The sequence below is a fragment of the Streptococcus mitis genome (assembly GCF_000722695.1).
Taxonomy (GTDB): Bacteria; Bacillota; Bacilli; order Lactobacillales; family Streptococcaceae; genus Streptococcus; species Streptococcus mitis_O.
Window position 1 is genome coordinate 140,902 of the sequence record NZ_JPFU01000015.1, and the last position, 21,276, is coordinate 162,177.

A 21,276-nucleotide genomic window follows, 5' to 3' on the forward strand; every position below is an offset into this window, starting at 1 on the left:
TTCCTACACTGTCACCTAATTCGTTCGAATCAAGTTTTTTAATTGAAAATTTCTTATGTATAAACTCCCTTTGAAAACTATTTAAATTCTTTGGATTCTAAGACTTTAAAAACTATCAAATAAGTATTTTGTACCTTCGAACAATAAAAGAAAAGATTAACTTATTCTTTTCAAATATCAACCTTTAATACTCTAAAATGTTAATATAAAGTAATTTAAATTAATATCAGTTTAATTTCTCTAACTTTCAATTGACCTAATCTCAACTGACAATTCTTCAGGAACTTTTTTATTTATATCTTCTATAGCATCATTTAAATTAAAACAAGATGATTGATCTATTGAACTTACATTTTCAACGATAGCATTGGTTTTTCCCAAAAAATATTTAGTCATATATAAGTCTAAGTTTTCCAAATCAGATTCAGAGTATTTATCTTTATATTCAAATTCATAAAATAAATCTAAGTGTAACTTACGCAATAATATTTCTTCGTTTTTGCCCTCAATAAAAACATCTAGCAACAAAACTCTTTTTACTTTATTTTTCTTATTCATACCTAATTTTATAGATATACTAACCGATTGATTCTCTACAATTTGTTCTCCTGATTCATAACCATCTATTCCAAAAGTGTTATATTCCAGTGTATTTATTTTAAGGCCATTATCTATTGCTATATATTTCATTTTCAACTTCCCAAAGTTTATTTAAACTTTCTATTTGTTTCTTGATTTCTACGTTTTTAAACTTTTTAAGAGTAAAACTATCATTAAAATCATTGTATTCTTTAAGACGTTCGCAACGACTACGAATATATAATTTATAATCGTTCGCACATACTTGATTCAAGGTTAAACGAAAATCATTTGAAGGGAGCTTTTCTGAAATTTCTATCATACTATTAACTTGCATTATTGGAAATATTTTATTAGCAATCTTTCCAATACTATATTTATCAGATTTTTCGAAGAAATTGTAAATAGAAATTTCACCGTCAATTACGTTGCATAAATCATTAATATTAGGTTCGGTAATTAAAAGTTCTTTTATATCTACTAAATGATTATTTTTTAATAGAGTCCTATCTTGCATAATATAAACTGTGTATATTCTATCTAAATATGAAACAACACCAAAAATAGGTTCATCTATAGCTAGCAACGGCATCTTAAAATTACTCCAATCCTCGATTTCCATAACTTGATAAAAATTTTGTAAATCTTTATTGGACATATCAGCATCCCTCCACTAGTCTTTTTATTATTTAAACGGATATGGTGTAAATGCACCACTCAATGATTTTAATAATCCCTCTAGCTTATCCTCATCATTGTTTCTCAATACAAAATTATAATGAAATGTACTCGGTGCTTCATATTTTTTCTTAGAGTCTCGTTCCATTATTCCGAAGCCTTTTTTTATATCACCGATATAATAACTATCAATTCCATCAATAAAACTATCATTAAAATTATCTTTTATATAATCCATATTACGCTTCACTTCACTAATATTCGTGGCATCTGCTAGCTTCAAAAAAGAAGTAGAAACCTCACCGATCTTATTATGACAAATATACACTTCATCAGGTATATCTACGAAGTCAAAATCAATTTTTTCTTTAATATCAGCGGGTATTAGAGGCTCTAAAATTTTAGGTATTCTACGTCTTTTATTATTAAGAATTATATCTCTTATTATCCTCTCAAGATCTGTGGGAAGAAAATACACTTCTCTATTTTTACTTAAATCTTGAACAAGATTTTCCGAGCCATCTTCTATGTCCGAGAGTGCAGAAATAAAAGATAATGTTTCATCAGCACATACTTTTTCATCGTACTCAAATTCTTTAAAACGTAATCTATCAAAATTGGATTTTGGATTAGCATATCTTACAAGAAGTTTTTCCGATTCTCTCTGAAATGAAATATTAAGTTTATTTAGTTCAACTTTACCCTGGAATCCTTTAAAGAAATATAATTCATCTTCACCACATTGTTTTGTACAATAGTTATCATAAAACTCTATCATTTTTTCTACTCTATTAAAATAAACAGGTTAATATCATTTAATTATTTGAAGAAATCTATTCTGTTCCGATCAAATAAAAATTTCATTTAACTAATTCTATCAAATACTAATTTGTTTTTCAAGGAATTATTCCGTTAACTAAAAGTTTTGTTAAAAAACTACATATCATAATTCTAGTCCTAGGTGAGGACATACAAAAATTTCGTTCTATCCAAAATAATAAGGATTTACTTTCCCTTCTTCGTCTTAAGATTGACAATTTGGCCTGAATTACACCACTGAATAATATTCTAGAAAACGTTTCATCTCTCTACTAATAATCAAGTGAGAAAATCCAATCATAGTTGCAATTTCAAAAACATTTACCCCTGATTTCACATCGAGCTCTATCTTAATCCGTTCCTTTATGTTAAGATATACGATAGTAGTAGCTTATAGAATCTCCTTGCGTATCTTTCTGTGTGTTTACTTACAGTTCACACTATTTGAGATTATGTGAGTTTTTTCGTTGCACTATAATTTACAATTTATCTCTTAAAAAACTGAAACATTCTCATTCCTCTTAGAAGCTCTTAAATGTACTGACAAACTTGTCCATCGCGGTAAGCATTGTCAATCAAACCACCACCTAGACACTCTTCGCCATCGTAAAAGACAACTGCCTGTCCTGGTGTAATCGCGCGTTGCGATTCCGCAAAGATAACTTCTGCCTTGTCTCCTTTGACATGGACGGTCACCTTCGAATCAGGCTGACGGTAGCGGAATTTTGCTGTGCATTCTAGCGTAAACTCCTCTGGCATGTCACGAGTAAAGTGGACTTGGCTAGCCTCTAGGCTGGTTGACATGAGCGAATCATGGTAGAATCCTTGGCCGACATAGAGAATATTCTTGCTTAGGTCTTTTCCGACAACGAACCAAGGTGCATTGTCACCACCGTGTTGGCCACCGATACCGAGACCGCCACGCTGACCAATCGTATAGTACATAAGACCTGCATGCTCGCCCATATCGCGACCATCCACAGTCATCATGCGACCAGGCTGGGCTGGTAAGTAATTGCTGAGGAAGTTTTTAAAATTCTTTTCTCCGATAAAGCAAATCCCTGTCGAGTCTTTCTTCTTAGCAGTGGCAAGGCCTGCTTCTTCTGCTAGTCTGCGAACTTCAGGCTTTTCCAAATGTCCCAGAGGGAACATGGTTTTTTGGAGTTGTTCTTGCGAAAGCTGGCTGAGGAAATATGTCTGATCCTTGCCATTGTCCACGCCACGAAGCATGTGAACGATGCCATCCTCATCACGTGCCACTTGGGCATAGTGCCCAGTCGCTACATAGTCTGCCCCCAAGGTCATGGCATAGTCCAAAAAAGCCTTGAACTTGATTTCCTTGTTGCACATAACATCTGGATTTGGCGTGCGCCCTGCACGGTATTCCGCTAGGAAATACTCAAAAACGCGATCCCAGTACTCTTTTTCAAAGTTGACAGAGTAGTAGGGAATGCCAATCTGATCTGCCACCGCAGCCACATCCTTATAGTCTTCGGTCGCCGTACAGACGCCGTTTTCATCTGTGTCATCCCAGTTCTTCATGAAGATACCAATCACATCATAGCCCTGCTCCTTGAGAAGAAGAGCCGTCACCGACGAATCAACACCACCACTCATCCCCACGACAACACGTGTTTTAGAGTTATCACTCATGATAAGTCTCCCATCTATTCGTTTATTCACGATTGAAGGTCGTGTGTGCTTCACGATTGAAGGTCGCTTGAGCAGTATTCATTATAACATGCTTGGTTGGAGAAGACAAGAAAGAGGCTGATAATCTACCAACCTCTGATTTTATTGATAAAAACTTTAGTCATCATCGTCTCTATAAAAATATTTTCTATACACTCTTGATAATACCAAAATTAATGTCAATATCATACCAAGAGCTATAATAATAGAATTTATTAGATTTATTTTAGTATGTCCAATCACTAGTCCAATAATTGGGCTAGTAGACATGCCTAGATATAATAAAAGTGACAAAAAATGAATCTCACCAATTCCTGCAAAAAAATGTTTCATGTAATGATTCTCCATTTGCTCCATTAAATCCGTTTTATTTTAGAGTAGCATAAAATAAGCAATCCTTCAATAAAATTCATTGACGAAATACTATTCTAAAGCATTGATAACTCAGATTTCTCAGAATAGAGCTGTCCAAACTATCGAACAGCTCAAACACACACATATCCATGTAATTCTACGTTTAGAATTGCTTTAAAATAAATGTTTTAGGATTATTCTAAGCCTTTGACTGCTTAAAATTTTACGTTCTGAAGAATTCTAAAGCTAGAATAGCTCAAAACAATGAGAACTTAAGTATTCGAAGCTTAAGAGTCATACGATTTCCAAATAAGTGTTTTAAAATTAAATTTTAAAGGTATCCTTAAATCTAAAGATTTTTGATAAGATTTCTGTATTTTTCACAATTCAATGATACGATGACATTGTTGGGCTACATAAGCATCGTGGGTCACAATAATAACTGTTTTCCCCTCGCGATTCATCTCTAAGAGAAACTTCAAGACCAAATCTCTATTTTCAGGATCCAGAGAACCTGTTGGTTCATCGGCTAAAATCAGCTGGCTAGGTTTTAAGATGGCTCTAGCAACTGCAATTCGTTGTTGCTCCCCACCAGACAACTCGGAAACCTTTTGATGCAAAGTAGCTGACAAACCTACTCTCTCTAAAATCTCTTCCACCTTTTTGAGCTTGTCTTTCTTAGACAATTTCACATATTTCAGTGCAAGCATAAGATTGTACTCGACCGTTTCATCATCAATCAAGGCAAAATTTTGAAACAGATAAGAGATATGTTCACGGATTATTGTTTGTGACTTAGCAGAATTGACCGCTAGATTTGTCTGACCAAAAATCTCATACCGTCCACTATAATCACCATCTATCAAACCTAATAAATTTAACAAGGTTGACTTACCACTACCACTCTTGCCAACAATGGCTACCAAATCCCCCTGATCAATCCTGAGAGATAAGTTATCCAAAATCACTTTTCTCCCAATGGTTTTGGTAATATTTTCCAACTCAATCATAAGATGCCCCCTTTCAATAATTCTACTAGACTTCTTTTCTCCATCCTAGAAGCCAAGACTAGCACAAATAGTATATCCAGACATGTAAAGCCTGCAAACAGCAGGAGTGGCAAGAGCGCATGGGCAAAGAAAATCAATATTAGAAGAGGCAGACTATAGCCCAGCAAGAGCAGAACTAAGAGAGGGCGGTAGCGATCGACCAGTTTCCACCCCATAAACTTCTTGGTAATGATATCTGTTCGCTTCAATAAGAAAGTTGTTACTAGTAAGAAGTAGGAAATCATCATGCTAAGGAGACCAAACAAAGCAAAGAGTATATTAAGATTTCGAACTGCATCTCGATAAGAATCTACTTTCTCTTGTTGAATGGCTTGAAGCGATGAAAATTTTAAATAATTCCCATCTGATAATTTCTCAACTAACTCCGTAATCACTTTTTGATTTTGTTCTGTATTTTCAACTTTCATAGGATTGTTTAAACCTGTCGTTGACAAGCGAGTCTTTTCTTCCCACATCATGTCTTGATCATTTACCAGACTAATAATTGGATTGTGGAGGTTTTCCTTTCGCTCATTATTATAAGGGAAGAATGACCAATCTCCTTCATAGTAGGCAATTTCTACATCCATATCTTCTATCCTTTGCTTTTGCTGATCTTCATACCTCAGAGAAAGATAGGCGATGGATTTTCCCAAGAACTGATTCTTACCTTCTTGTCCTTTATCACTAGCTGGCATCAAAATAACTTTTTTAGTGCTGTTATCTGGTAACTTGAATCCCTTGCTCTTTAGAAAATTGCTATTAGCATAGTAAACATCTACCTTATCAGGCAGTTGGTACTGCTGTACTTGTTCAGCTTTGATGACTGGTTTGATAGGAAGACTCGCACTTCGCACATAATTTACTTGTATTTTTGCTAGCAAATCTTGATAAAATTGGTAGAAATAATCTGTAGATTTCCCTGACCCTGCTAGCTCTTCTTGCCACAGGTTATCATTGAGTTGGAAGGTTTCTAAGGTCAAGTAATTCCCTTGGCTTACCCACTGTTGCTGATAAGCAAGTTCTTTGTTTTCTTGCTCTAGACTTCTGCCCACCCCAATCAGTAAGGCCGTCAGTAAAATAGTTGTCCCTATTTTCATCACATAATTGAAGATAAGACCAAGTTTGACAGATGAAAAACCTTTCAACATGGAACTGACTGTCATTTTCTGAATCATCAGGTAGGTCAGCCAACTGATGAACAAATACAACTGTAAAAGCAGAAATTGGGATAAGAGTAAACTTGGGAACAGAAGTTTTGGCCTGTAGTCCAGCACTAAAAATAGTCCCAAGTCAATGACAAGACTTCCACCCAAGAGAAGATAAAAATTAGTCTTTACAAAACCAGCTAAAATCGCTCCACTTTGAAAACCAAGTAACTTTTGAACCCCCACTCGTTTCATCTCCATCATCGGCTGATAAACTGTTACTAACACAAGAAGTAAAATAGCCAAGACAAAAACAATGGCAGATAAAAGCAAATCTCGATTTATGACTTCCACTGCACTTTTATAGGTAGGCTCTAGCAAAGTAGCCTGGTCTATCTTGAAAAAATCGCTCCATTTCTGTACAATCCTATCCTTATCCATCTCTTGTGTAGAAGTTATCGTATAGCGACCATTTAAACTACGAGATGTATCCTTGATATAGGTTTGAAAAGTTATAAGCTGAATAGGCTTGGCTTTTAGAAAGGTCGGTATCGTACCAAGTTTATTAGAAATTTTTTTATTACTGTAGACTCCTTCACCATCTGTGGTAAAATCAAGAGAAGAAATCCCAAACTCTTGGTAGGGGAAGGTATCTTTATCAAAAACACCAGACTTGATTACCTCATCACCACTGTCTGTTTTGATGATGGAGACTTTGTACTCCTTTGATACATCCTCAAAAAATCGAAGAACAGACGCTGCAGGTTCGTTAATATCTTTCAAATACAAATCCAAAGAATCTACAGTCTTTCCCATTTCCCGAATCCGAACCGCTTCACGTGTGTAGTTTACATTAAAAACAAAAAAAGTGGTACACAGCAACAGCAGAAACATACAAAGATGACTGATTTTTTTCATAAAAGTACCTCCACTAAAGTTTTCCCTCTCCTAATAGGAGAGGGAAAATTTCACTTAAAATCCATAGAAATATTCTAATCCTGTTGGCGGAATTTTATTAAGGGAAGCTTGAGCCCAAACCTCGGGATCTTCACGATCCTTAGAGATTCTACCTCCATGCTTGACAGTTGCTGTATGAGATCGAGTAGAATGTAAATAATCAGAATATCCAAAAGTTCCTGTCCAACCTACTCCATAGTTCCATTGACCACCATCAACCCATTCTGCTAAAGCATTTGTAGTAGCAAGTATACCACATACCATTAAAGATGCAACACCATTCTAACTAATTTTCTCATGATTTATTTCTCCTATTATCGAGAGCTGTTCCGTAAAAACAGCTATAGTAATTTATCAACAAGTATCGTAGTCCATTGGACTCACCTTCCTTTCATTTTTACAACTAGCGCATTATATCGGCCATTTCCATGGGAAAACCGTAGCAATGCTGAATAAAAAAGCAAGAACAACTAAAAAGCGAAAAACTTTTTTATTCATACTCTTTCCCTCCTATCTGTATTTTGTATCTATAGTATACCTCTTCTTTACTCTATTTTAAAATTAGTTAACTTTTTTCACACATTATTTTAGTTTTCTTTTTTACTATTCCTGTTACTATGATACAATATTTTTAACTAGATTTTATTATTTGTTAACTTTTTTCACGAAAAGGAGTAAATCATGCGTTATGATTTCGGGAAAGTATATAAAGAAATACGCGAATCAAAAGGATTGACCCAAGAAGAGGTCTGTGGAAATGTCATCTCAAGAACCAGCCTATCAAAGATTGAAAGCGGCAAGGCAACTCCCAAATATGAAAATATGGAATTTCTTCTCCGTCAAATCAATATGAGTTTTGAAGAGTTTGACTACATCTGCCATCTCTATCAACCGAGCCAACGAACAGAAATCATGCAAACTTATCTTAATATGAGTTCTATCATTGGCAGCAGTGGTCTAGTTGATTTTTTTGAAACATGCCAAAACTATCTCAAGACCCATCATGACCTCCCTATAGAAGAGATCAGGGATATGCTGGAAGTTGTCATTCATATCCGTCAACATGGTACAGAGCAACTATCAGACCAAGTGAAACAGACTATCCAAAAACTGTGGGAAAAAATTGAAAAACAAGATACATGGTATGAAAGTGACCTAAAAATCCTCAATACCATCCTTTTCAGCTTGCCCATTGAACACCTCCATCTCATCACTGGAAAAATCTTGCAACGCTTAGAAGTCTATAAAAACTATCAACATTTATATGACTTGCGAATGACAATTCTATTAAACCTTTCCACACTCTATCTATACAATCAAGATAAAAACATGTGTAAGCAAATCTGCTACACTTTACTGGAGGATGCCAAAAACAAGAAAAGCTACGATATGCTTGCTATCTGCTATGTCCGTATTGGGATTTGTACAGACGATTCTAAACTTATCCAAAAAGGTTTCTTACTTCTAGAGTTAACCGAGGAAACTTCTATGCTGTCTCATCTCAAAAAAGAAGTGGAGACCTATTATCAAGCGAAGGAAAGAAAAAAGCTTAGCTTCTAAATAAAACCACACAGTGCTTCTTTCAGCCTTGAACACAATCAAGCTGAAAGAAGCACTGTGTGGTTTTTGAATTTTTGAACGTTCAGAGATTAGCTTTTTGGGCAATTGTCGATCAAAATGTCCGTTTATTTGTCAATAATCCGAGAAAATCTTGTCTTTTCAAGTCTGAGAATTGTTTGGTAGAAAGACTTCCTTTTTGAAGTCCATCATCTCTAACCTGTAAATAATAGCTCTGTTGGCTTGTTTTGATCGTCAAAAAATCACCAAATACAAAAACTTTTTTCCAGTTACGAATCTCAAATTCTTTCATCTCTGATTTTAGAATGCGGATAAGTCCTTGCCGCAAATCGCGATGATGCTCACTTGTGAAAGTCATCCCATTTCCAAGATTTCTTATCAGTAGTTCATCTGGAGTTACCATCACCAGCGCAATTTTAGTTAAGAAAATTTCAACTGTTGGTGGTAAAATTGCCAAGTTAAACCAAGGATGTAAGTAGCGATAAGCTAAGAAATAATGAGGCTCCTCACCCAATCCTAGTTGTTTATATAAGGCCTTGACCTCACTATCTAACCTCGCTTCAAAAGACACATCTGAATGCTCTTCTTCCTTCCTCTGATTAAAATAACGCATCCCGACTAGGAAACCTATAAAGACTATGATAAATATTCCTGATAAAAGATATTTTAAATTGTAGTTCATCACTTAACCTCCTGATTCACTACTCTACATAAAGCAGAGGCCTATTTATTTTTAAAATAGTGCCATAACAACTTTAAATAAGACGGGTGTCATCAAAATGAGGATGGTTCCTATCACAAATATCATGACTACTCGAAAAAGCTCCTTATTTTTAAACATTTTTCCACCCCTTTTCTAGCTACATCATAATTCTCGAACAAATACAAAGTTAAGAATACCGTTTTTGGTAGCGTTTACATAATTCGTTTCACCTATATTATAGATCAACATATATAACCTGTCAAGTAATCAAAGCAACATAGTAGATATTTTTAAAAAGAAAAATTATAGTTATATTTTTACACATAAAAAAGATAGCTTCTGCTATCCTTATACACTCTCTAACTACTTATCCATCAGATATTGTTCTACCTTGAGTGCCATGACTTCATTATTTTCAATTAGATAAAGCACCTTAGCTTTTATATAATAGTCCTTAGCAACAGAGAGATCAAGATCCTCTGTTACATTTCCCAACAAACAATATAAATCTGCTAGCCTAAAGCTACTATGATATTTGTTACAAAATTCAATTATCTCCAATAATAGGGCTCTGGACTTGTCCATCTCCTCCTGTTTCCAAAGGTGGTAACAATAATTGTATTTTATTTTGATATACAACTCAATTTGTTCACGCACACTGATATCGATTTTTGAAAGGGCTACAGAAACCTGATCATATAGTTGCTCAAATTTCTCCTTATCCTCATCATAGCCTAAGAAAATCAACAGAGTATTCAAAATATACAAGTAGTCTACTTTATCAATACTAATCCTACTGAGGATGTCCTCTATTTTTGAAATAGCTAGTTTTAATTGATGTTCACATTGATAGGTTAGAATGGCATCTATCCAGTCCAGATAAATCTTTTCATCAAAAGATAAGGAAGTCTGTTGCTTTCTTTCTCCCTCAAAAGCATATTTCAAAGAGGCATAATCTTGATTTTCCAGCCTATATAAACTTTTATTTCTATGTAAAGGATTTTTTAAAAAGGGGTAAGTAATAATCACTTTCGCAACCATCCTCACTCAAATTTGATTAAAGATTTCTAAACAATAGGACAATAACTTATCAATTATTCGGGAGAAAAGTAACCTAACTGTTCCGCGACATGAATAGCTTCCTGTCTACTGGATACTCCTAATTTTGAAAAGATATTTGCAAGATGATTTGAAACAGTTCTCTTACTCACATAGACTTTTTCACAAATATCATCTATGGTCAGACCATTTCGGACTAATTCTAACATCTCTATTTCACGGGAAGTCAAGACATCTACCACTACTTCATCTGAAAAAATCTTTCCTCCCTGATAAATCCTTAGCAAGTTTTGAAGTAATTCCTCTGGACCAATACTCTTATCCAAAAAGCCCCAGGCCCCCATTATCTTGGCACGATACTCATACATTCTTTTGCTGTATCCTGTCAAGATAACAATTTTAGCGGAGCAACCATTTTCAATAATCGTTTGAGCTAAAGACAACCCATCCTCCTGATACAAACTCGTCAAATTTATGTCGATGAGCACAATATCATAATCATCATAAGAAAAGTCCAAGACAGAAGAAAAATCATCCATCAAATCCACCCTTTCAATGACCTCTGATAATTCCAAAATCAGTTTGATGCTCTGGCTAAACAATTTATGATCATCAACCAACAAAATTTTCATAACATAGCTCCTTATCAATCGGTAATACAATAATAACACGAAAAATACCATTCTCATCTAAAGTATCCATCTTACCACCTAAAACATTTAATTTATTTGCCATATTTTTCAGTCCGTATCCCAGAGAAGGTTCTTTAGTAGAGACAGATTTATTTTTAGAAACTAGAAAAATAGTATCCTGTTTCACCTCGATTTCCAAAGAAATCTCTCCTCCTTGTGAATATTTGACCGCATTGGTAATTAACTCCTCAACAAAACGGTAGACAAGTTTATCATAGGGAGTCATTAAAGAAAATTTAGGTGGAAAGTGTACCACCACTGAACTTTCTTTCTTATATCTTTTCTCTATTCTATCAATGAGTGCCTGATATTTTTTTGCCAGAGGCTCATCTATCTCACTCATGGGCTGATAATAATCCATTCGCTCTCTGATTCGTTGCACCAGTTCTTCGGTAACAAGATTTATTTGATTACCAAACATCTCATTATTACTGTAAGTATTGAAATTCTTAATAGCCATCACACTTTGTAAAATTTCATTGTGGAGAAATTCTGAAAATTGCTGCTCCACAACCTCATTAGAAAGAAGATTGTTAACCATTCTATTCCGCTTCAAAAATAGAATCTCCAGATAATCTTTCGCATCTTTCATATTCGATACATGAAACAAGCGAATGCATTCTTCGGCAACGATTCCCATGATAAGCAAGACTAGATTTAGGATTAATACACTCACATTCAAATCTAATTGAAAGACAATAAACGAAAGCAGTAACAATCCTCCTACTACAAAAAATAAGCGTATAAAAGCCTTTAAATAGGATAATTTCAATTCAGCAATCTTCTTTTTAAAGGACGTAAATATTGTCTTGAAATGTAAAAAAGTTAGGATAGACAATACTTCAACATACCAAACTAAATTTAAAACACCCGCTCCTGTCGTATTAACATACGATACAATATATGAAATAGGTAAGACAACCGAAAGGATTATAACATTTCGCCTTTGGAAAGCTAGTACATTTCTCAACTCTTTTCGATACAAGAGTAATAAAATCAAAGGAACAAATGTAAGGAAAAAGGTTGTGAAAAGCGATAAGAATAGAAACAATGGAAAATGGATAAAGTAAGAAAAAGTGGTAATGATGGTTAAAGCTAGTGAAACATTCATCAATTCTTCCCCAATCTTCTCACCTAGTAAAATTATCGAAAGAGAACTATAAACCAATAAAAATGAATTAATTGGATTCAGTATGTCAAAAAAATGCAACAAAGTGTTACTTGTTCCTTGTTGAAAGATGGCTTGCCAACTGATCAAAGCTAGCAAAAAGATAGTCCATAATTTTAATTCACTATGTCGAAAGGTAGTAAAGTTACAAACATAGCTGGACACAATCAATAAAATCACAAGTATTACGGAGAACTTTTGCGTAAGACCACTTTCATAATAAATAGGAACTCTATAGTATATGTAGAACATCAAAATCAAGTGATTCAGCAAAGTTAATTGCCACAACCATAATGAATGATTAGAAATGATTTTTACAATTTTTTTCATCATAATCATCTCCCTCTATTTTATAAGTATAGTATAGCATAAAACTAGGGTACTATTTAACAGTATCCTAGTTTTATCCTAATTTTGATCAAGAATATGCCAACTCACTTTATAGGTTATGACTAAGTAAATCAGAAAGAGAAGAGCTGCCACTCCTAGATAAGTCACATCAATAGTGATAGTTGTATTGGCAAAGTTTTCAAAGTAACCTAATAAGGACTTGCTTAGAGAAACCGCTAATGGAACAGCAAGTAGCAAGGGAACAAAGAAGTAACTTATAATTTGATGAATAAGTATTTTCTTATTTTGTTTTTTCTTATTTCCCAATAGATATAAGATACGATAATCATTAATGCTGTCTAGTGCACTAGTTGAGATTTGTAGAGATAAAATGCTAAGTGAAATAATAATAAACACAACACTAATAAATATCAATACTAGTACAATGACTCCCATAAATCCTATATAAAGCTCAGATAATCTCACCTTACTTTGATAAGTGAAGTCATTTAATTCTGTACCATCCACCGTAAAGTAATGCTTATCAACCCACTCTTTCATAAATGCTTCAATTTTTCTTTTATCAATATTTTCTTTATATTTAACCACATAAGTTGTAAAGTCTTCGTTTAATTCTTTAATAACTTTATCTGGTACAATAAGAGTCCCCGAATCATTTAATCCTACTGAAGAAAGAAAATAAACAGTATCTAATGGTTGGGATGATGCCAATTTTAAAGAATAACCGCCAATTGATAAATCTTTCTTTTGTAGTAAAAATTCTTGGATTTGTTTAATGGTTCCTTTGTAATTGGCATTTACTAGATAGCCATTATCAGCTAAGTCAATATCTTTTACACCTTGTAGTTTTCTTAGATGATTATAAGTTGAAATTCCTAAAATATGGACTTTTGAATCAGGTAACCCTTTATCGTGCTCCCATAACTGACTAGTATCTATGATATCTTTATAAGTCAGAACACTCGTAAAAGTTGAATAAACATAGTCTTCTTTTACGACATCAAAATCAAAGCCGTCTGCTTGTAATCTATCTTTTACACTCTCGTTTCCATAATGAAACTCATTACCTCTATATAAATTGGCTTGTAAATCATAAGGGGCATAACGATTCAACTCATGGTTCATGGTTGTGTATGAACTGCCACCAAACACTAGTAAACTAAGAGCCAAAGTCAAGGTCATAGATAGTACTGCTAGCGTTACAGAATTGCTGTCCGCTTGTTTGGAAAATTGGCGGATTTTAAATGAGTTTAATTTATTATAATAGAATGAAGATACTTTCTTAACAACTCCAAGTAAGAAATTACTTAAGGTGTTGTAAAATAAAATGACAAAGATCACTAAAATAGATACTAATAAAACTCCCCAGTTTTTCAAAATGGATAAGTGATGATAATCAGAAAAATAAATACTACCAGAGATGATAACAATACTTGAAATAATGAAAATTAACAATTGTAAAATAGAATTTTCTTTAATAATTCGTGATTTTTCAATGCCGTTTTCTTGAATTAAGCTAATGATTGTTTTCTTTCTAAATTTCAAAATGTCCATTAAACCAACTATTAAACTAGTTACCACATAGGAATAGCCCAACAGAGAGAGTGACTTAGGATCTAAAAAGAATAGATTTCCAAAATAATTTGCCATAAAAAACTCAGAAGCAATGTGAGCAAGTAAAATAAGTAAGATTAGCCCAAAAGTAAATCCTAGAACTAGAGCAAAGATATTTACTAACATCGTTTCAAAGAATAGCGTTCCGATAATTTGATATTTTTTCATTCCAAGTGTTGAATATAACCCGAGCTCTTTTTGTCGTCTTCCTAAAACAAAATTTGTAGAGTAAACAATAAGAAAGGCGACAGTACCGAGTATCAAATATGAAATAAGTCCCATGTACTGGCTCATGATTGTCGTCAACATTTCTTTCGCACCCGATAAGCTCTGCATGACAGGATGACTTGGAAGAGCATTAAAGGCGTACAAAAGACTATAAATCAAAGCAAGACTTAAAAAATAAATCGTATAGGTTTGTAAGTTTCTAAATACATTGCGTAAAATTAACTTTGGGTACATAGCTCCCCTCCTATCTTGTTCGTCTGTATATTTCTTCTAGGTATAAGTCGTTTGATAGTCCATTCCGCTCAATATCATCGATAATCTGTCCATCACTGAGAAGAACCATTCGAGACGAATATTTAGCAGCAGCAGGATCGTGAGTAACTAGTAGAATAGTTATTTCAAACATTCGATTAATTTCTTGTAAGAGAGACATGAGATTTTCTGAGTTAGCAGAGTCAAGAGCTCCTGTCGGTTCATCTGCAATCAAGAGTTTGGAATCATCTATTAACGCTCTAGCTGTTGCGACACGTTGACGTTGCCCACCTGATAATTGATTTGGAAATTTATTTTTTAAATTTTGAATAGCTAATTTACCCAAAACATCATTAATTTTATTTTGATATTTTCTAATGGATTTTCCTTGAATTTGAAGTGGTAAAATTACGTTTTCATAAACTGTTAAGGTCTCTACCAGATTATAAGATTGAAAAATATAAGAGATATTCTTAGCGCGATAATCGGCTAATTGGCTTTCTTTTGCTTGAATCATATCAAAATCTTCAAAAACAATACTGCCCGAATCAGGTTTATCAATAGTAGATATACAATTCAATAAAGTTGTCTTTCCACTACCACTAGCCCCCATAATGGCTAAAAATTCACCCTTATTTACTGAAAGGTAAATATCAGATAAGGCATGGACTAAACTTTCGCCTTCTCCAAATGTCTTATTTAATCCTGTTACTACTAGTTGTGGCATTATCGTTTCCTCCATTTCTTTTATATAATCATTATAGCTTGTAGAAAAATCTATTTCATGAGTATTTCGTGCAGAATTGAGTCGTAATTGAGGCTTCTTGTCTTTTTCTAGGGCACAATAAAAACCAATACTCCTCAAGAGCATTGGTTAGAAATAATAGTGATAAAACCAATCTATACACTATTTTTTATCATTTCGTTTTTTCATAAAGTATACAATACCAATGATGACTACTCCTAGTACAAGTACAGGAGCATAAAATTCAAGCGTTCCAATAATTCCTTCCATCCGATCCTCCTTTATCAAGGTTCAATCAACCTCTTTTAATAACTCTTCTTTTAGCTGGCTTGATAATATCTTTACATCTGTTAATATTTTTTGTTCTATGTTTTTAATAATAAACAAAGGAAATCTATGTTTAGTTTCTAACAGTGAACATGATTTCTAGTACATCCATGAGAACATGTAAAGCATCGACTACATTTTCCAATCTAAGAGACTATCTCCTGAATTAAAAAGTACGAACCTATTCAACTGCTCTTCAACACTAATATTATCACTAAAAAATTTCAGCTAGTTTTAGATATATCACACATAATGTATTCCTCCTTTTTCCATAATTTTAACAAATTTTAGAACATTTAAAATGAGTAATTTGTGCACTTTTTAAATATCTCTGCTATTTAGATACACAAATTTTTCTTTATTTAAGCAATTAATAAACTTATCAAATCTAAATATTACCTCTTCGTAACTATCGCCCTCTAATTCTATATGGATTCTTAACTCATTCAACTCTCTCTCAACAACATCAATGCAAATTTTATCGGTTATATTCAATTTTGAAAGATTTAACTTCATTTCTTGCTTGTTTTCAACTGATACTCAATGAAAATCAAAAAGCAAACTAGGAAACTAGGAAACTAGCCGCAGGCTGTACTTGAGTACGGCAAGGCAACGTTGACGTGGTTTGAATTTGATTTTCGAAGAGTATGAAACCAGTAAATGTTCTGCTACTTGATTTACCGACGCCATCTAATTTATTTGAAAAACATGATAGATTTTTTGTTACATATTTTTCCACGCAACCAGTTTCAGATGGTATTTTAAATAAACTAATATGCTCTGAAATAGCAGACATATTAAAAATAGGATCTGCCCCTCTAGGTCTAACAACTTTACTTTCTTTTAGTTTTTGAAATCCATTTTCCTGAGCATAAGAATAAAACTGTTTGATAATTTCAATTGTAACATGATGAAATTTTAAATACAAATTAATAAACCAAAAGATACAGATTATATATAAACAATGACTAGATAGGTTATTTTTGAAAACCTATCCCTTCTTCTTTTAAAATTTTCTTACTCAAACGATTGATAAACTTATTCACTTTAAATACGATATTCTCATATCTATCGCTCTCTAATGCTATCTGTATACTTAACTCATTCAACTCCTTCTCAGCAACATCAATGCCAATTTCCTCAGTTATATTCATTTTTTAAAGATTCAACTTCATTTTTTGCTTGTTTTCAATTGAAGACAACAAATATTTTGCTACTTGATTTAATATTGATATTCTTTCTTGCAAAACATTAATTCTCAATTCAGACGCTACCAATTTATAAACTAGATTATCCTTAATTGTAATATAAGATTACTTCTCCGTATCCAGCTCAAGTAAAGTATACATTTCCTCAATCTTTTCCTTGATCATCTCCACAGTTGTTTTTCTGCGGAATGGAATAGTTTGATTTTCAGAGCTGAATTGGCGAATCAACGTTCTACCTTTCATATAGCGATTTTTCTCAGCATCATCTTTGTGATAGATATAGTAGGAGCTAGTTTCCCTGATGAATACCAAACTTGACCTTGATGTAAATGCCATCATCCACTACTTTTTCGATTTGATTGTACAAAGAATTGCTTTCATTGAAAATAATCAAATAGAAATTTCTATGGGCAATTTTACAGAATTTGAAAATCAAAGAAATAAAAAAGAGTAATATAAAAAATAACAAATTACTCCTTGAAAATTAATTGAATAAATTACTGATTAATCCTTTTTATATTTTTGATAAGTAAAGGGTTTATAAAAACTATCTCCTTGAATCAAATAGAAGCTAAGTTCTGTCCTTGCTCTCACTAGTATACTGCTGCTCAACATACAGCCCAACCAACATTTAACACATGTAATTCAAGCTCATCATCTGAATATTTACTAGTACTCAATGAAAATCAAAGAGCAAACTAGGAAACTAGCCGCAGGTTGCTCAAAGTACAGCGTTGAGGTTACAGATAAAACTGACGTGGTTTGAAGAGATTTTCGAAGAGTATAGGTAGTTTGCACCAAGTTATAAAAATTACCAGAGACTATCAAAAACTCAATTTCAGGAGAATATAAAGTAAATCTTCCCACAAAAAAACGCATCATATCAAGATTTTTGTGTGAACACTTGATATGATGCGTTTTTCTAATTTTAAAGGCTTTTTGCCCAACCTCTTTACATCTTATTCTGCTAGTTAGTTCTTAATACCAGCCATTGTTAAGCCAGAAGTTTTTCGCAGCTGTCCATGAACCGTAACGTCCTGCAACGTAGGCATCTGCTACACGTTCTTGGTTTTCAGCTGAGTAATCACCATTCAAGTATGAATCTGTCAATTGGTAACGTCCGATGTAACGTCCATTTGTAGCTGTGTAGCTACCGCCTGATTCTTTTTGAGCAATCCATTCTTTAGCCTCTGCTTCAGATCCGCTTACAGTTGCAACTGGTGCTGAAATTTCTGCTGCAGCAACAGTTTCTTCTACTGCAGGTGTGCTTGCTACAGAAGTTTCTTCCACTACTTCTGTAGTTTCTGCTGCTGGAGCTGAAACAGTTTCATCTTGAGCAGCTGGTGCTGCATAAGTAGTTGGCGCTGGTGTTGCAGCTGGTGCTACAGGACCAGCGATAACCAACTCTTGACCAACATAAATCAAATGAATGTTGTCAATGTGGTTGTTTTTTGCCAATTTCTCAACAGTTGTGTTGTGAGTTTCAGCGATTTCTGAAAGTGTATCACCTTCTTTAACTGTGTAAGTTGATGATTCTTGAGCAGATACAAATGATGGAGCAAATACTGCAAACAAGGCAGCTACTCCTGCAAGAGTTGTTTTAATCTTTTTAGTTGTTGATTTCATATTCGAAAATTCTCCTTCTTTCTATAGTTCTATCATACCCTTTAAATATTACTGTTTCTTGACACTTTTATGTAGAAATATTACAAAATTATTTTTTATTTCCTTAAACAAGCTATTTTTTGTCATAAAAGATACTATTTTTATGCTATTTGTAGTGTAAAAAGGTTTTCATCCACAATTAAAGCCAAGACCTTCATTCTTTGATATAATAGAGATAAGAATTTTTATAAGGGGAAACTGATGAAATCACTTCGTTTTCAATCTGTCTTTGATATCATCGGACCAGTTATGATTGGCCCATCTAGTAGTCATACCGCTGGTGCTGTTCGTATTGGGAAGATTGTCTCTTCCATTTTTGATGATACTCCGACAGAAGTCGAATTCCAACTTTTTAACTCATTTGCTAAGACTTATCGTGGTCACGGAACAGACCTAGCCCTTGTTGCTGGTATTTTGGGTATGGATACAGATGATCCTGAAATTCCAAACAGTCTGGAGATTGCCCACAAACGTGGTATCAAGATTGTCTGGACCATTCAGAAAGACAGTAATGCTCCTCATCCAAACACCACTAAAATTACCGTCAAAAATGCTCACAAGACCATCAGTGTGACTGGTATTTCTATCGGTGGAGGAAATATTCAGGTCACCGAACTCAATGGCTTTGCCGTTTCTCTCAATATGAATACACCGACTATCATCATTGTTCATCAAGATATTCCAGGCATGATTGCCCTCGTAACAGAGGCACTTTCACGCTATGGTATCAATATCGCCCAGATGAATGTTACTCGTGAAAAAGCTGGTGAAAAAGCCATTATGATTATCGAAGTCGACAGTCGCAACTGTGATGAGGCCATCGAAGAAATTCGAAAAATCCCTCATCTCCACAATGTCAATTTCTTTAAATAGGAGGAAGCATGTTTTATTCTATCAAAGAATTGGTTGAGCAGGCAGAACTGGACTTTCAAGGAAATGTCGCAGAACTCATGATTACAACGGAGTTTGAATTGACAGGTCGTGAACGTGAAGAGGTTCTCCTTCTCATGGAACGCAATCTGGAAGTCATGAAAGCCTCTGTCCAACTTGGCCTCAATGAAAATAAATCTCGTAGTGGCCTGACAGGTGGAGATGCTGCCAAATTGGACCACTACATCAAAAACGGAAAAACTCTGTCGGATTACACGATTCTCTCTGCTGCCCGAAATGCCATCGCAGTCAATGAACACAATGCCAAAATGGGCTTGGTATGTGCCACTCCGACTGCTGGAAGTGCTGGCTGTCTGCCTTCTGTTCTAACTTCTGCTATTGAAAAATTAGACCTCAGCCACGAGCAACAGATGGATTTCCTCTTTGCTGCTGGTGCCTTTGGACTAGTCATCGCAAACAATGCCTCTATCTCAGGTGCTGAGGGTGGCTGTCAAGCCGAGGTCGGCTCGGCCTCTGCTATGAGTGCCGCTGCCTTGACTCTTGCTGCGGGCGGAACACCTTATCAGGCCAGCCAGGCCATTGCCTTTGTCATTAAAAATATGCTAGGTCTCATCTGTGACCCTGTTGCTGGCTTGGTCGAAGTTCCCTGTGTAAAGCGCAATGCCATGGGAGCTAGCTTTGCCTTTATCGCAGCAGACATGGCCCTGGCAGGTATCGAATCTAAAATCCCTGTGGATGAAGTTATCGATGCCATGTACCAAGTAGGAGCAAGCATGCCAACTGCCTTTCGTGAAACAGCTGAAGGTGGACTCGCTGCCACACCTACTGGTCGTCGCCTCCAAAAAGAAATTTTCGGAGAATAAGCTTATCAAATAGGAGAAACCATGACCTCTATCTCAGCTATCTTTTTCGATCTGGATGGAACCCTCGTTGACAGTTCTATCGGGATTCACAATGCCTTTACCCATACCTTTAAAGAGCTGGGGGTACCTAGCCCTGATGCCAAAACGATTCGTGATTTTATGGGACCGCCCCTTGAAAGTAGTTTTGCGGCCTGCCTGCCCAAAGAACAAATCTCTGAAGCTGTGCAGATATACCGTTCTTACTACAAGGAAAAAGGCATCCATGAAGCTCAACTTTTCCCTCAGATTGTAGAATTACTTGAAGAACTATCCAAGAATTACCCTCTCTATATCACCACTACAAAGAATACACCAACCGCTCAGGATATGACTAAAAATTTGGGAATCTATCATTTCTTTAATGGCATTTATGGTTCCAGCCCTGAAGCACCCCATAAGGCTGATGTCATTCGCCAAGCCTTGCAGGCACATCAACTAGCCCCTCAACAAGCCATCATCATCGGAGATACCAAGTTTGATATGCTGGGAGCTCAAGAAACAGGCATTCAGAAATTAGCCATCACTTGGGGATTTGGAGAGCAAGCAGATTTGCTCAACTATCAACCTGATTATATGGCCCACAAACCCTTAGAAGTTTTGGAGTATTTTCAATAACA

General features: G+C 34.7%; 23 protein-coding genes and 3 pseudogenes. 5 read left to right on the forward strand and 21 right to left on the reverse strand.

Annotated features, from left to right (window positions below):
* Nucleotides 1-240: 240 nt before the first annotated feature.
* The 9 genes and pseudogenes from SK629_RS10195 to SK629_RS10230 all read right to left on the reverse strand — a co-directional run bounded on the left by SK629_RS10195 (nt 241) and on the right by SK629_RS10230 (nt 7,575).
* A complete protein-coding gene (locus SK629_RS10195) occupies nt 241-690 on the reverse strand; it encodes a hypothetical protein (protein ID WP_042901775.1) in 450 nt (149 codons plus the stop codon).
* A complete protein-coding gene (locus tag SK629_RS10200; protein WP_042901776.1) occupies nt 668-1,237 on the reverse strand; it encodes a hypothetical protein in 570 nt (189 codons plus the stop codon). Before SK629_RS10200 ends, SK629_RS10195 begins: the two co-directional genes overlap by 23 nt.
* A 27-nt stretch (nt 1,238-1,264) precedes the next feature.
* Nucleotides 1,265-2,035 (reverse strand): hypothetical protein, encoded by a 771-nt coding sequence (locus tag SK629_RS10205; RefSeq protein ID WP_042901778.1) that lies wholly within the window; start codon nt 2,033-2,035, stop codon nt 1,265-1,267.
* 270 nt (nt 2,036-2,305) lie between these two features.
* Nucleotides 2,306-2,458: a helix-turn-helix domain-containing protein gene (locus tag SK629_RS13030; RefSeq protein WP_419991777.1), complete on the reverse strand. Its 153-nt coding sequence runs from the start codon at nt 2,456-2,458 to the stop codon at nt 2,306-2,308.
* A 149-nt stretch (nt 2,459-2,607) separates the two neighbouring features.
* Nucleotides 2,608-3,729: a tRNA 2-thiouridine(34) synthase MnmA gene (gene mnmA / locus SK629_RS10210; protein ID WP_042901780.1), complete on the reverse strand. Its 1,122-nt coding sequence runs from the start codon at nt 3,727-3,729 to the stop codon at nt 2,608-2,610.
* Between the two features lie 156 nt (nt 3,730-3,885).
* Nucleotides 3,886-4,101: a hypothetical protein gene (locus SK629_RS10215; protein WP_042901781.1), complete on the reverse strand. Its 216-nt coding sequence runs from the start codon at nt 4,099-4,101 to the stop codon at nt 3,886-3,888.
* A gap of 401 nt (nt 4,102-4,502) precedes the next feature.
* Nucleotides 4,503-5,132, reverse strand: coding sequence for an ABC transporter ATP-binding protein (locus SK629_RS10220; protein ID WP_042901782.1), 630 nt, complete (start codon nt 5,130-5,132; stop codon nt 4,503-4,505).
* Nucleotides 5,129-7,237 carry an amino acid ABC transporter permease gene (locus SK629_RS10225; RefSeq protein WP_042901783.1) on the reverse strand — a complete coding sequence of 703 codons (2,109 nt, stop codon included), beginning with the start codon at nt 7,235-7,237 and terminating at the stop codon, nt 5,129-5,131. Before SK629_RS10225 ends, SK629_RS10220 begins: the two co-directional genes overlap by 4 nt.
* Before the next feature lie 54 nt (nt 7,238-7,291).
* Nucleotides 7,292-7,575 (reverse strand): annotated as a pseudogene (locus tag SK629_RS10230) (lactococcin 972 family bacteriocin).
* A gap of 382 nt (nt 7,576-7,957) precedes the next feature.
* On the opposite strand from SK629_RS10230, the gene SK629_RS10235 reads away from it, so the two are divergent.
* Nucleotides 7,958-8,836 carry a helix-turn-helix domain-containing protein gene (locus SK629_RS10235; protein ID WP_042901785.1) on the forward strand — a complete coding sequence of 293 codons (879 nt, stop codon included), beginning with the start codon at nt 7,958-7,960 and terminating at the stop codon, nt 8,834-8,836.
* Here SK629_RS10235 and SK629_RS12740 read toward each other — a convergent pair.
* From SK629_RS12740 to SK629_RS12960, 11 genes and pseudogenes are all read right to left on the reverse strand, one after another.
* A pseudogene (locus tag SK629_RS12740) lies at nt 8,747-8,944 on the reverse strand (hypothetical protein); the annotation flags it as partial. The gene SK629_RS10235 and the pseudogene SK629_RS12740 overlap by 90 nt on opposite strands.
* Nucleotides 8,945-8,948: 4 nt before the next feature.
* On the reverse strand, nt 8,949-9,536 hold the full coding sequence (locus SK629_RS10240; protein WP_042901786.1) for a hypothetical protein: 588 nt from the start codon (nt 9,534-9,536) through the stop codon (nt 8,949-8,951).
* A gap of 384 nt (nt 9,537-9,920) precedes the next feature.
* On the reverse strand, nt 9,921-10,502 hold the full coding sequence (locus SK629_RS10250; RefSeq protein ID WP_235219627.1) for a hypothetical protein: 582 nt from the start codon (nt 10,500-10,502) through the stop codon (nt 9,921-9,923).
* 149 nt (nt 10,503-10,651) lie between these two features.
* Nucleotides 10,652-11,248, reverse strand: coding sequence for a response regulator transcription factor (locus tag SK629_RS10255; protein WP_000698453.1), 597 nt, complete (start codon nt 11,246-11,248; stop codon nt 10,652-10,654).
* Nucleotides 11,229-12,809: an ATP-binding protein gene (locus tag SK629_RS10260; protein WP_235219628.1), complete on the reverse strand. Its 1,581-nt coding sequence runs from the start codon at nt 12,807-12,809 to the stop codon at nt 11,229-11,231. Before SK629_RS10260 ends, SK629_RS10255 begins: the two co-directional genes overlap by 20 nt.
* Nucleotides 12,810-12,884: 75 nt before the next feature.
* Nucleotides 12,885-14,903 (reverse strand): FtsX-like permease family protein, encoded by a 2,019-nt coding sequence (locus SK629_RS10265; protein WP_042901788.1) that lies wholly within the window; start codon nt 14,901-14,903, stop codon nt 12,885-12,887.
* A gap of 10 nt (nt 14,904-14,913) precedes the next feature.
* Entirely contained in the window at nt 14,914-15,648 is a 735-nt protein-coding gene (locus SK629_RS10270; protein WP_042901789.1) for an ABC transporter ATP-binding protein, read from the reverse strand.
* A gap of 907 nt (nt 15,649-16,555) precedes the next feature.
* Nucleotides 16,556-16,921 carry a hypothetical protein gene (locus SK629_RS12270; RefSeq protein WP_152639386.1) on the reverse strand — a complete coding sequence of 122 codons (366 nt, stop codon included), beginning with the start codon at nt 16,919-16,921 and terminating at the stop codon, nt 16,556-16,558.
* A gap of 49 nt (nt 16,922-16,970) precedes the next feature.
* Entirely contained in the window at nt 16,971-17,147 is a 177-nt protein-coding gene (locus SK629_RS12745; protein WP_235219629.1) for a hypothetical protein, read from the reverse strand.
* A gap of 159 nt (nt 17,148-17,306) precedes the next feature.
* Nucleotides 17,307-17,444, reverse strand: a complete 138-nt coding sequence (locus SK629_RS12750) for a hypothetical protein (RefSeq protein ID WP_235219630.1) — start codon at nt 17,442-17,444, stop codon at nt 17,307-17,309.
* Nucleotides 17,445-17,459: 15 nt separating this feature from the next.
* Nucleotides 17,460-17,540: pseudogene (locus SK629_RS12960) on the reverse strand (hypothetical protein); the annotation flags it as partial.
* On the opposite strand from SK629_RS12960, the gene SK629_RS12755 reads away from it, so the two are divergent.
* Entirely contained in the window at nt 17,503-17,655 is a 153-nt protein-coding gene (locus SK629_RS12755) for a hypothetical protein (protein ID WP_235219631.1), read from the forward strand. The pseudogene SK629_RS12960 and the gene SK629_RS12755 overlap by 38 nt on opposite strands.
* 524 nt (nt 17,656-18,179) lie before the next feature.
* Here SK629_RS12755 and SK629_RS10290 read toward each other — a convergent pair.
* Nucleotides 18,180-18,827, reverse strand: a complete 648-nt coding sequence (locus tag SK629_RS10290) for a M23 family metallopeptidase (protein WP_042901792.1) — start codon at nt 18,825-18,827, stop codon at nt 18,180-18,182.
* A gap of 240 nt (nt 18,828-19,067) precedes the next feature.
* Between SK629_RS10290 and sdaAB the strand changes: the two genes are divergently transcribed.
* Genes sdaAB through SK629_RS10305 form a run of 3 tightly spaced genes read left to right on the forward strand, consistent with a single transcriptional unit; the run spans nt 19,068 to nt 21,274 of the window.
* Nucleotides 19,068-19,739, forward strand: a complete 672-nt coding sequence (sdaAB, locus tag SK629_RS10295) for an L-serine ammonia-lyase, iron-sulfur-dependent subunit beta (protein ID WP_000838912.1) — start codon at nt 19,068-19,070, stop codon at nt 19,737-19,739.
* Nucleotides 19,740-19,747: 8 nt separating this feature from the next.
* Nucleotides 19,748-20,620 (forward strand): L-serine ammonia-lyase, iron-sulfur-dependent, subunit alpha, encoded by an 873-nt coding sequence (sdaAA, locus tag SK629_RS10300; RefSeq protein ID WP_042901793.1) that lies wholly within the window; start codon nt 19,748-19,750, stop codon nt 20,618-20,620.
* Between the two features lie 21 nt (nt 20,621-20,641).
* Nucleotides 20,642-21,274, forward strand: coding sequence for an HAD-IA family hydrolase (locus SK629_RS10305; protein WP_042901794.1), 633 nt, complete (start codon nt 20,642-20,644; stop codon nt 21,272-21,274).
* The last annotated feature ends 2 nt before the right edge of the window (nt 21,275-21,276 follow it).

What these genes read in the sequence shown, in the direction of transcription:
- SK629_RS10195 (WP_042901775.1), bottom strand. Translation starts at nt 690, where the DNA reads ATGAAATATATAGCAATAGATAATGGCCTTAAAATAAATACACTGGAA.
- SK629_RS10200 (WP_042901776.1), bottom strand. Translation starts at nt 1,237, where the DNA reads ATGTCCAATAAAGATTTACAAAATTTTTATCAAGTTATGGAAATCGAG.
- SK629_RS10205 (WP_042901778.1), bottom strand. Translation starts at nt 2,035, where the DNA reads ATGATAGAGTTTTATGATAACTATTGTACAAAACAATGTGGTGAAGAT.
- mnmA (WP_042901780.1), bottom strand. Translation starts at nt 3,729, where the DNA reads ATGAGTGATAACTCTAAAACACGTGTTGTCGTGGGGATGAGTGGTGGT.
- SK629_RS10215 (WP_042901781.1), bottom strand. Translation starts at nt 4,101, where the DNA reads ATGAAACATTTTTTTGCAGGAATTGGTGAGATTCATTTTTTGTCACTT.
- SK629_RS10220 (WP_042901782.1), bottom strand. Translation starts at nt 5,132, where the DNA reads ATGATTGAGTTGGAAAATATTACCAAAACCATTGGGAGAAAAGTGATT.
- SK629_RS10225 (WP_042901783.1), bottom strand. Translation starts at nt 7,237, where the DNA reads ATGAAAAAAATCAGTCATCTTTGTATGTTTCTGCTGTTGCTGTGTACC.
- SK629_RS10235 (WP_042901785.1), top strand. Translation starts at nt 7,958, where the DNA reads ATGCGTTATGATTTCGGGAAAGTATATAAAGAAATACGCGAATCAAAA.
- SK629_RS10240 (WP_042901786.1), bottom strand. Translation starts at nt 9,536, where the DNA reads ATGAACTACAATTTAAAATATCTTTTATCAGGAATATTTATCATAGTC.
- SK629_RS10255 (WP_000698453.1), bottom strand. Translation starts at nt 11,248, where the DNA reads ATGAAAATTTTGTTGGTTGATGATCATAAATTGTTTAGCCAGAGCATC.
- SK629_RS10260 (WP_235219628.1), bottom strand. Translation starts at nt 12,809, where the DNA reads ATGATGAAAAAAATTGTAAAAATCATTTCTAATCATTCATTATGGTTG.
- SK629_RS10265 (WP_042901788.1), bottom strand. Translation starts at nt 14,903, where the DNA reads ATGTACCCAAAGTTAATTTTACGCAATGTATTTAGAAACTTACAAACC.
- SK629_RS10270 (WP_042901789.1), bottom strand. Translation starts at nt 15,648, where the DNA reads ATGCCACAACTAGTAGTAACAGGATTAAATAAGACATTTGGAGAAGGC.
- SK629_RS12745 (WP_235219629.1), bottom strand. Translation starts at nt 17,147, where the DNA reads ATGAATATAACTGAGGAAATTGGCATTGATGTTGCTGAGAAGGAGTTG.
- SK629_RS12750 (WP_235219630.1), bottom strand. Translation starts at nt 17,444, where the DNA reads ATGAAAGGTAGAACGTTGATTCGCCAATTCAGCTCTGAAAATCAAACT.
- SK629_RS12755 (WP_235219631.1), top strand. Translation starts at nt 17,503, where the DNA reads ATGAATACCAAACTTGACCTTGATGTAAATGCCATCATCCACTACTTT.
- SK629_RS10290 (WP_042901792.1), bottom strand. Translation starts at nt 18,827, where the DNA reads ATGAAATCAACAACTAAAAAGATTAAAACAACTCTTGCAGGAGTAGCT.
- sdaAB (WP_000838912.1), top strand. Translation starts at nt 19,068, where the DNA reads ATGAAATCACTTCGTTTTCAATCTGTCTTTGATATCATCGGACCAGTT.
- sdaAA (WP_042901793.1), top strand. Translation starts at nt 19,748, where the DNA reads ATGTTTTATTCTATCAAAGAATTGGTTGAGCAGGCAGAACTGGACTTT.
- SK629_RS10305 (WP_042901794.1), top strand. Translation starts at nt 20,642, where the DNA reads ATGACCTCTATCTCAGCTATCTTTTTCGATCTGGATGGAACCCTCGTT.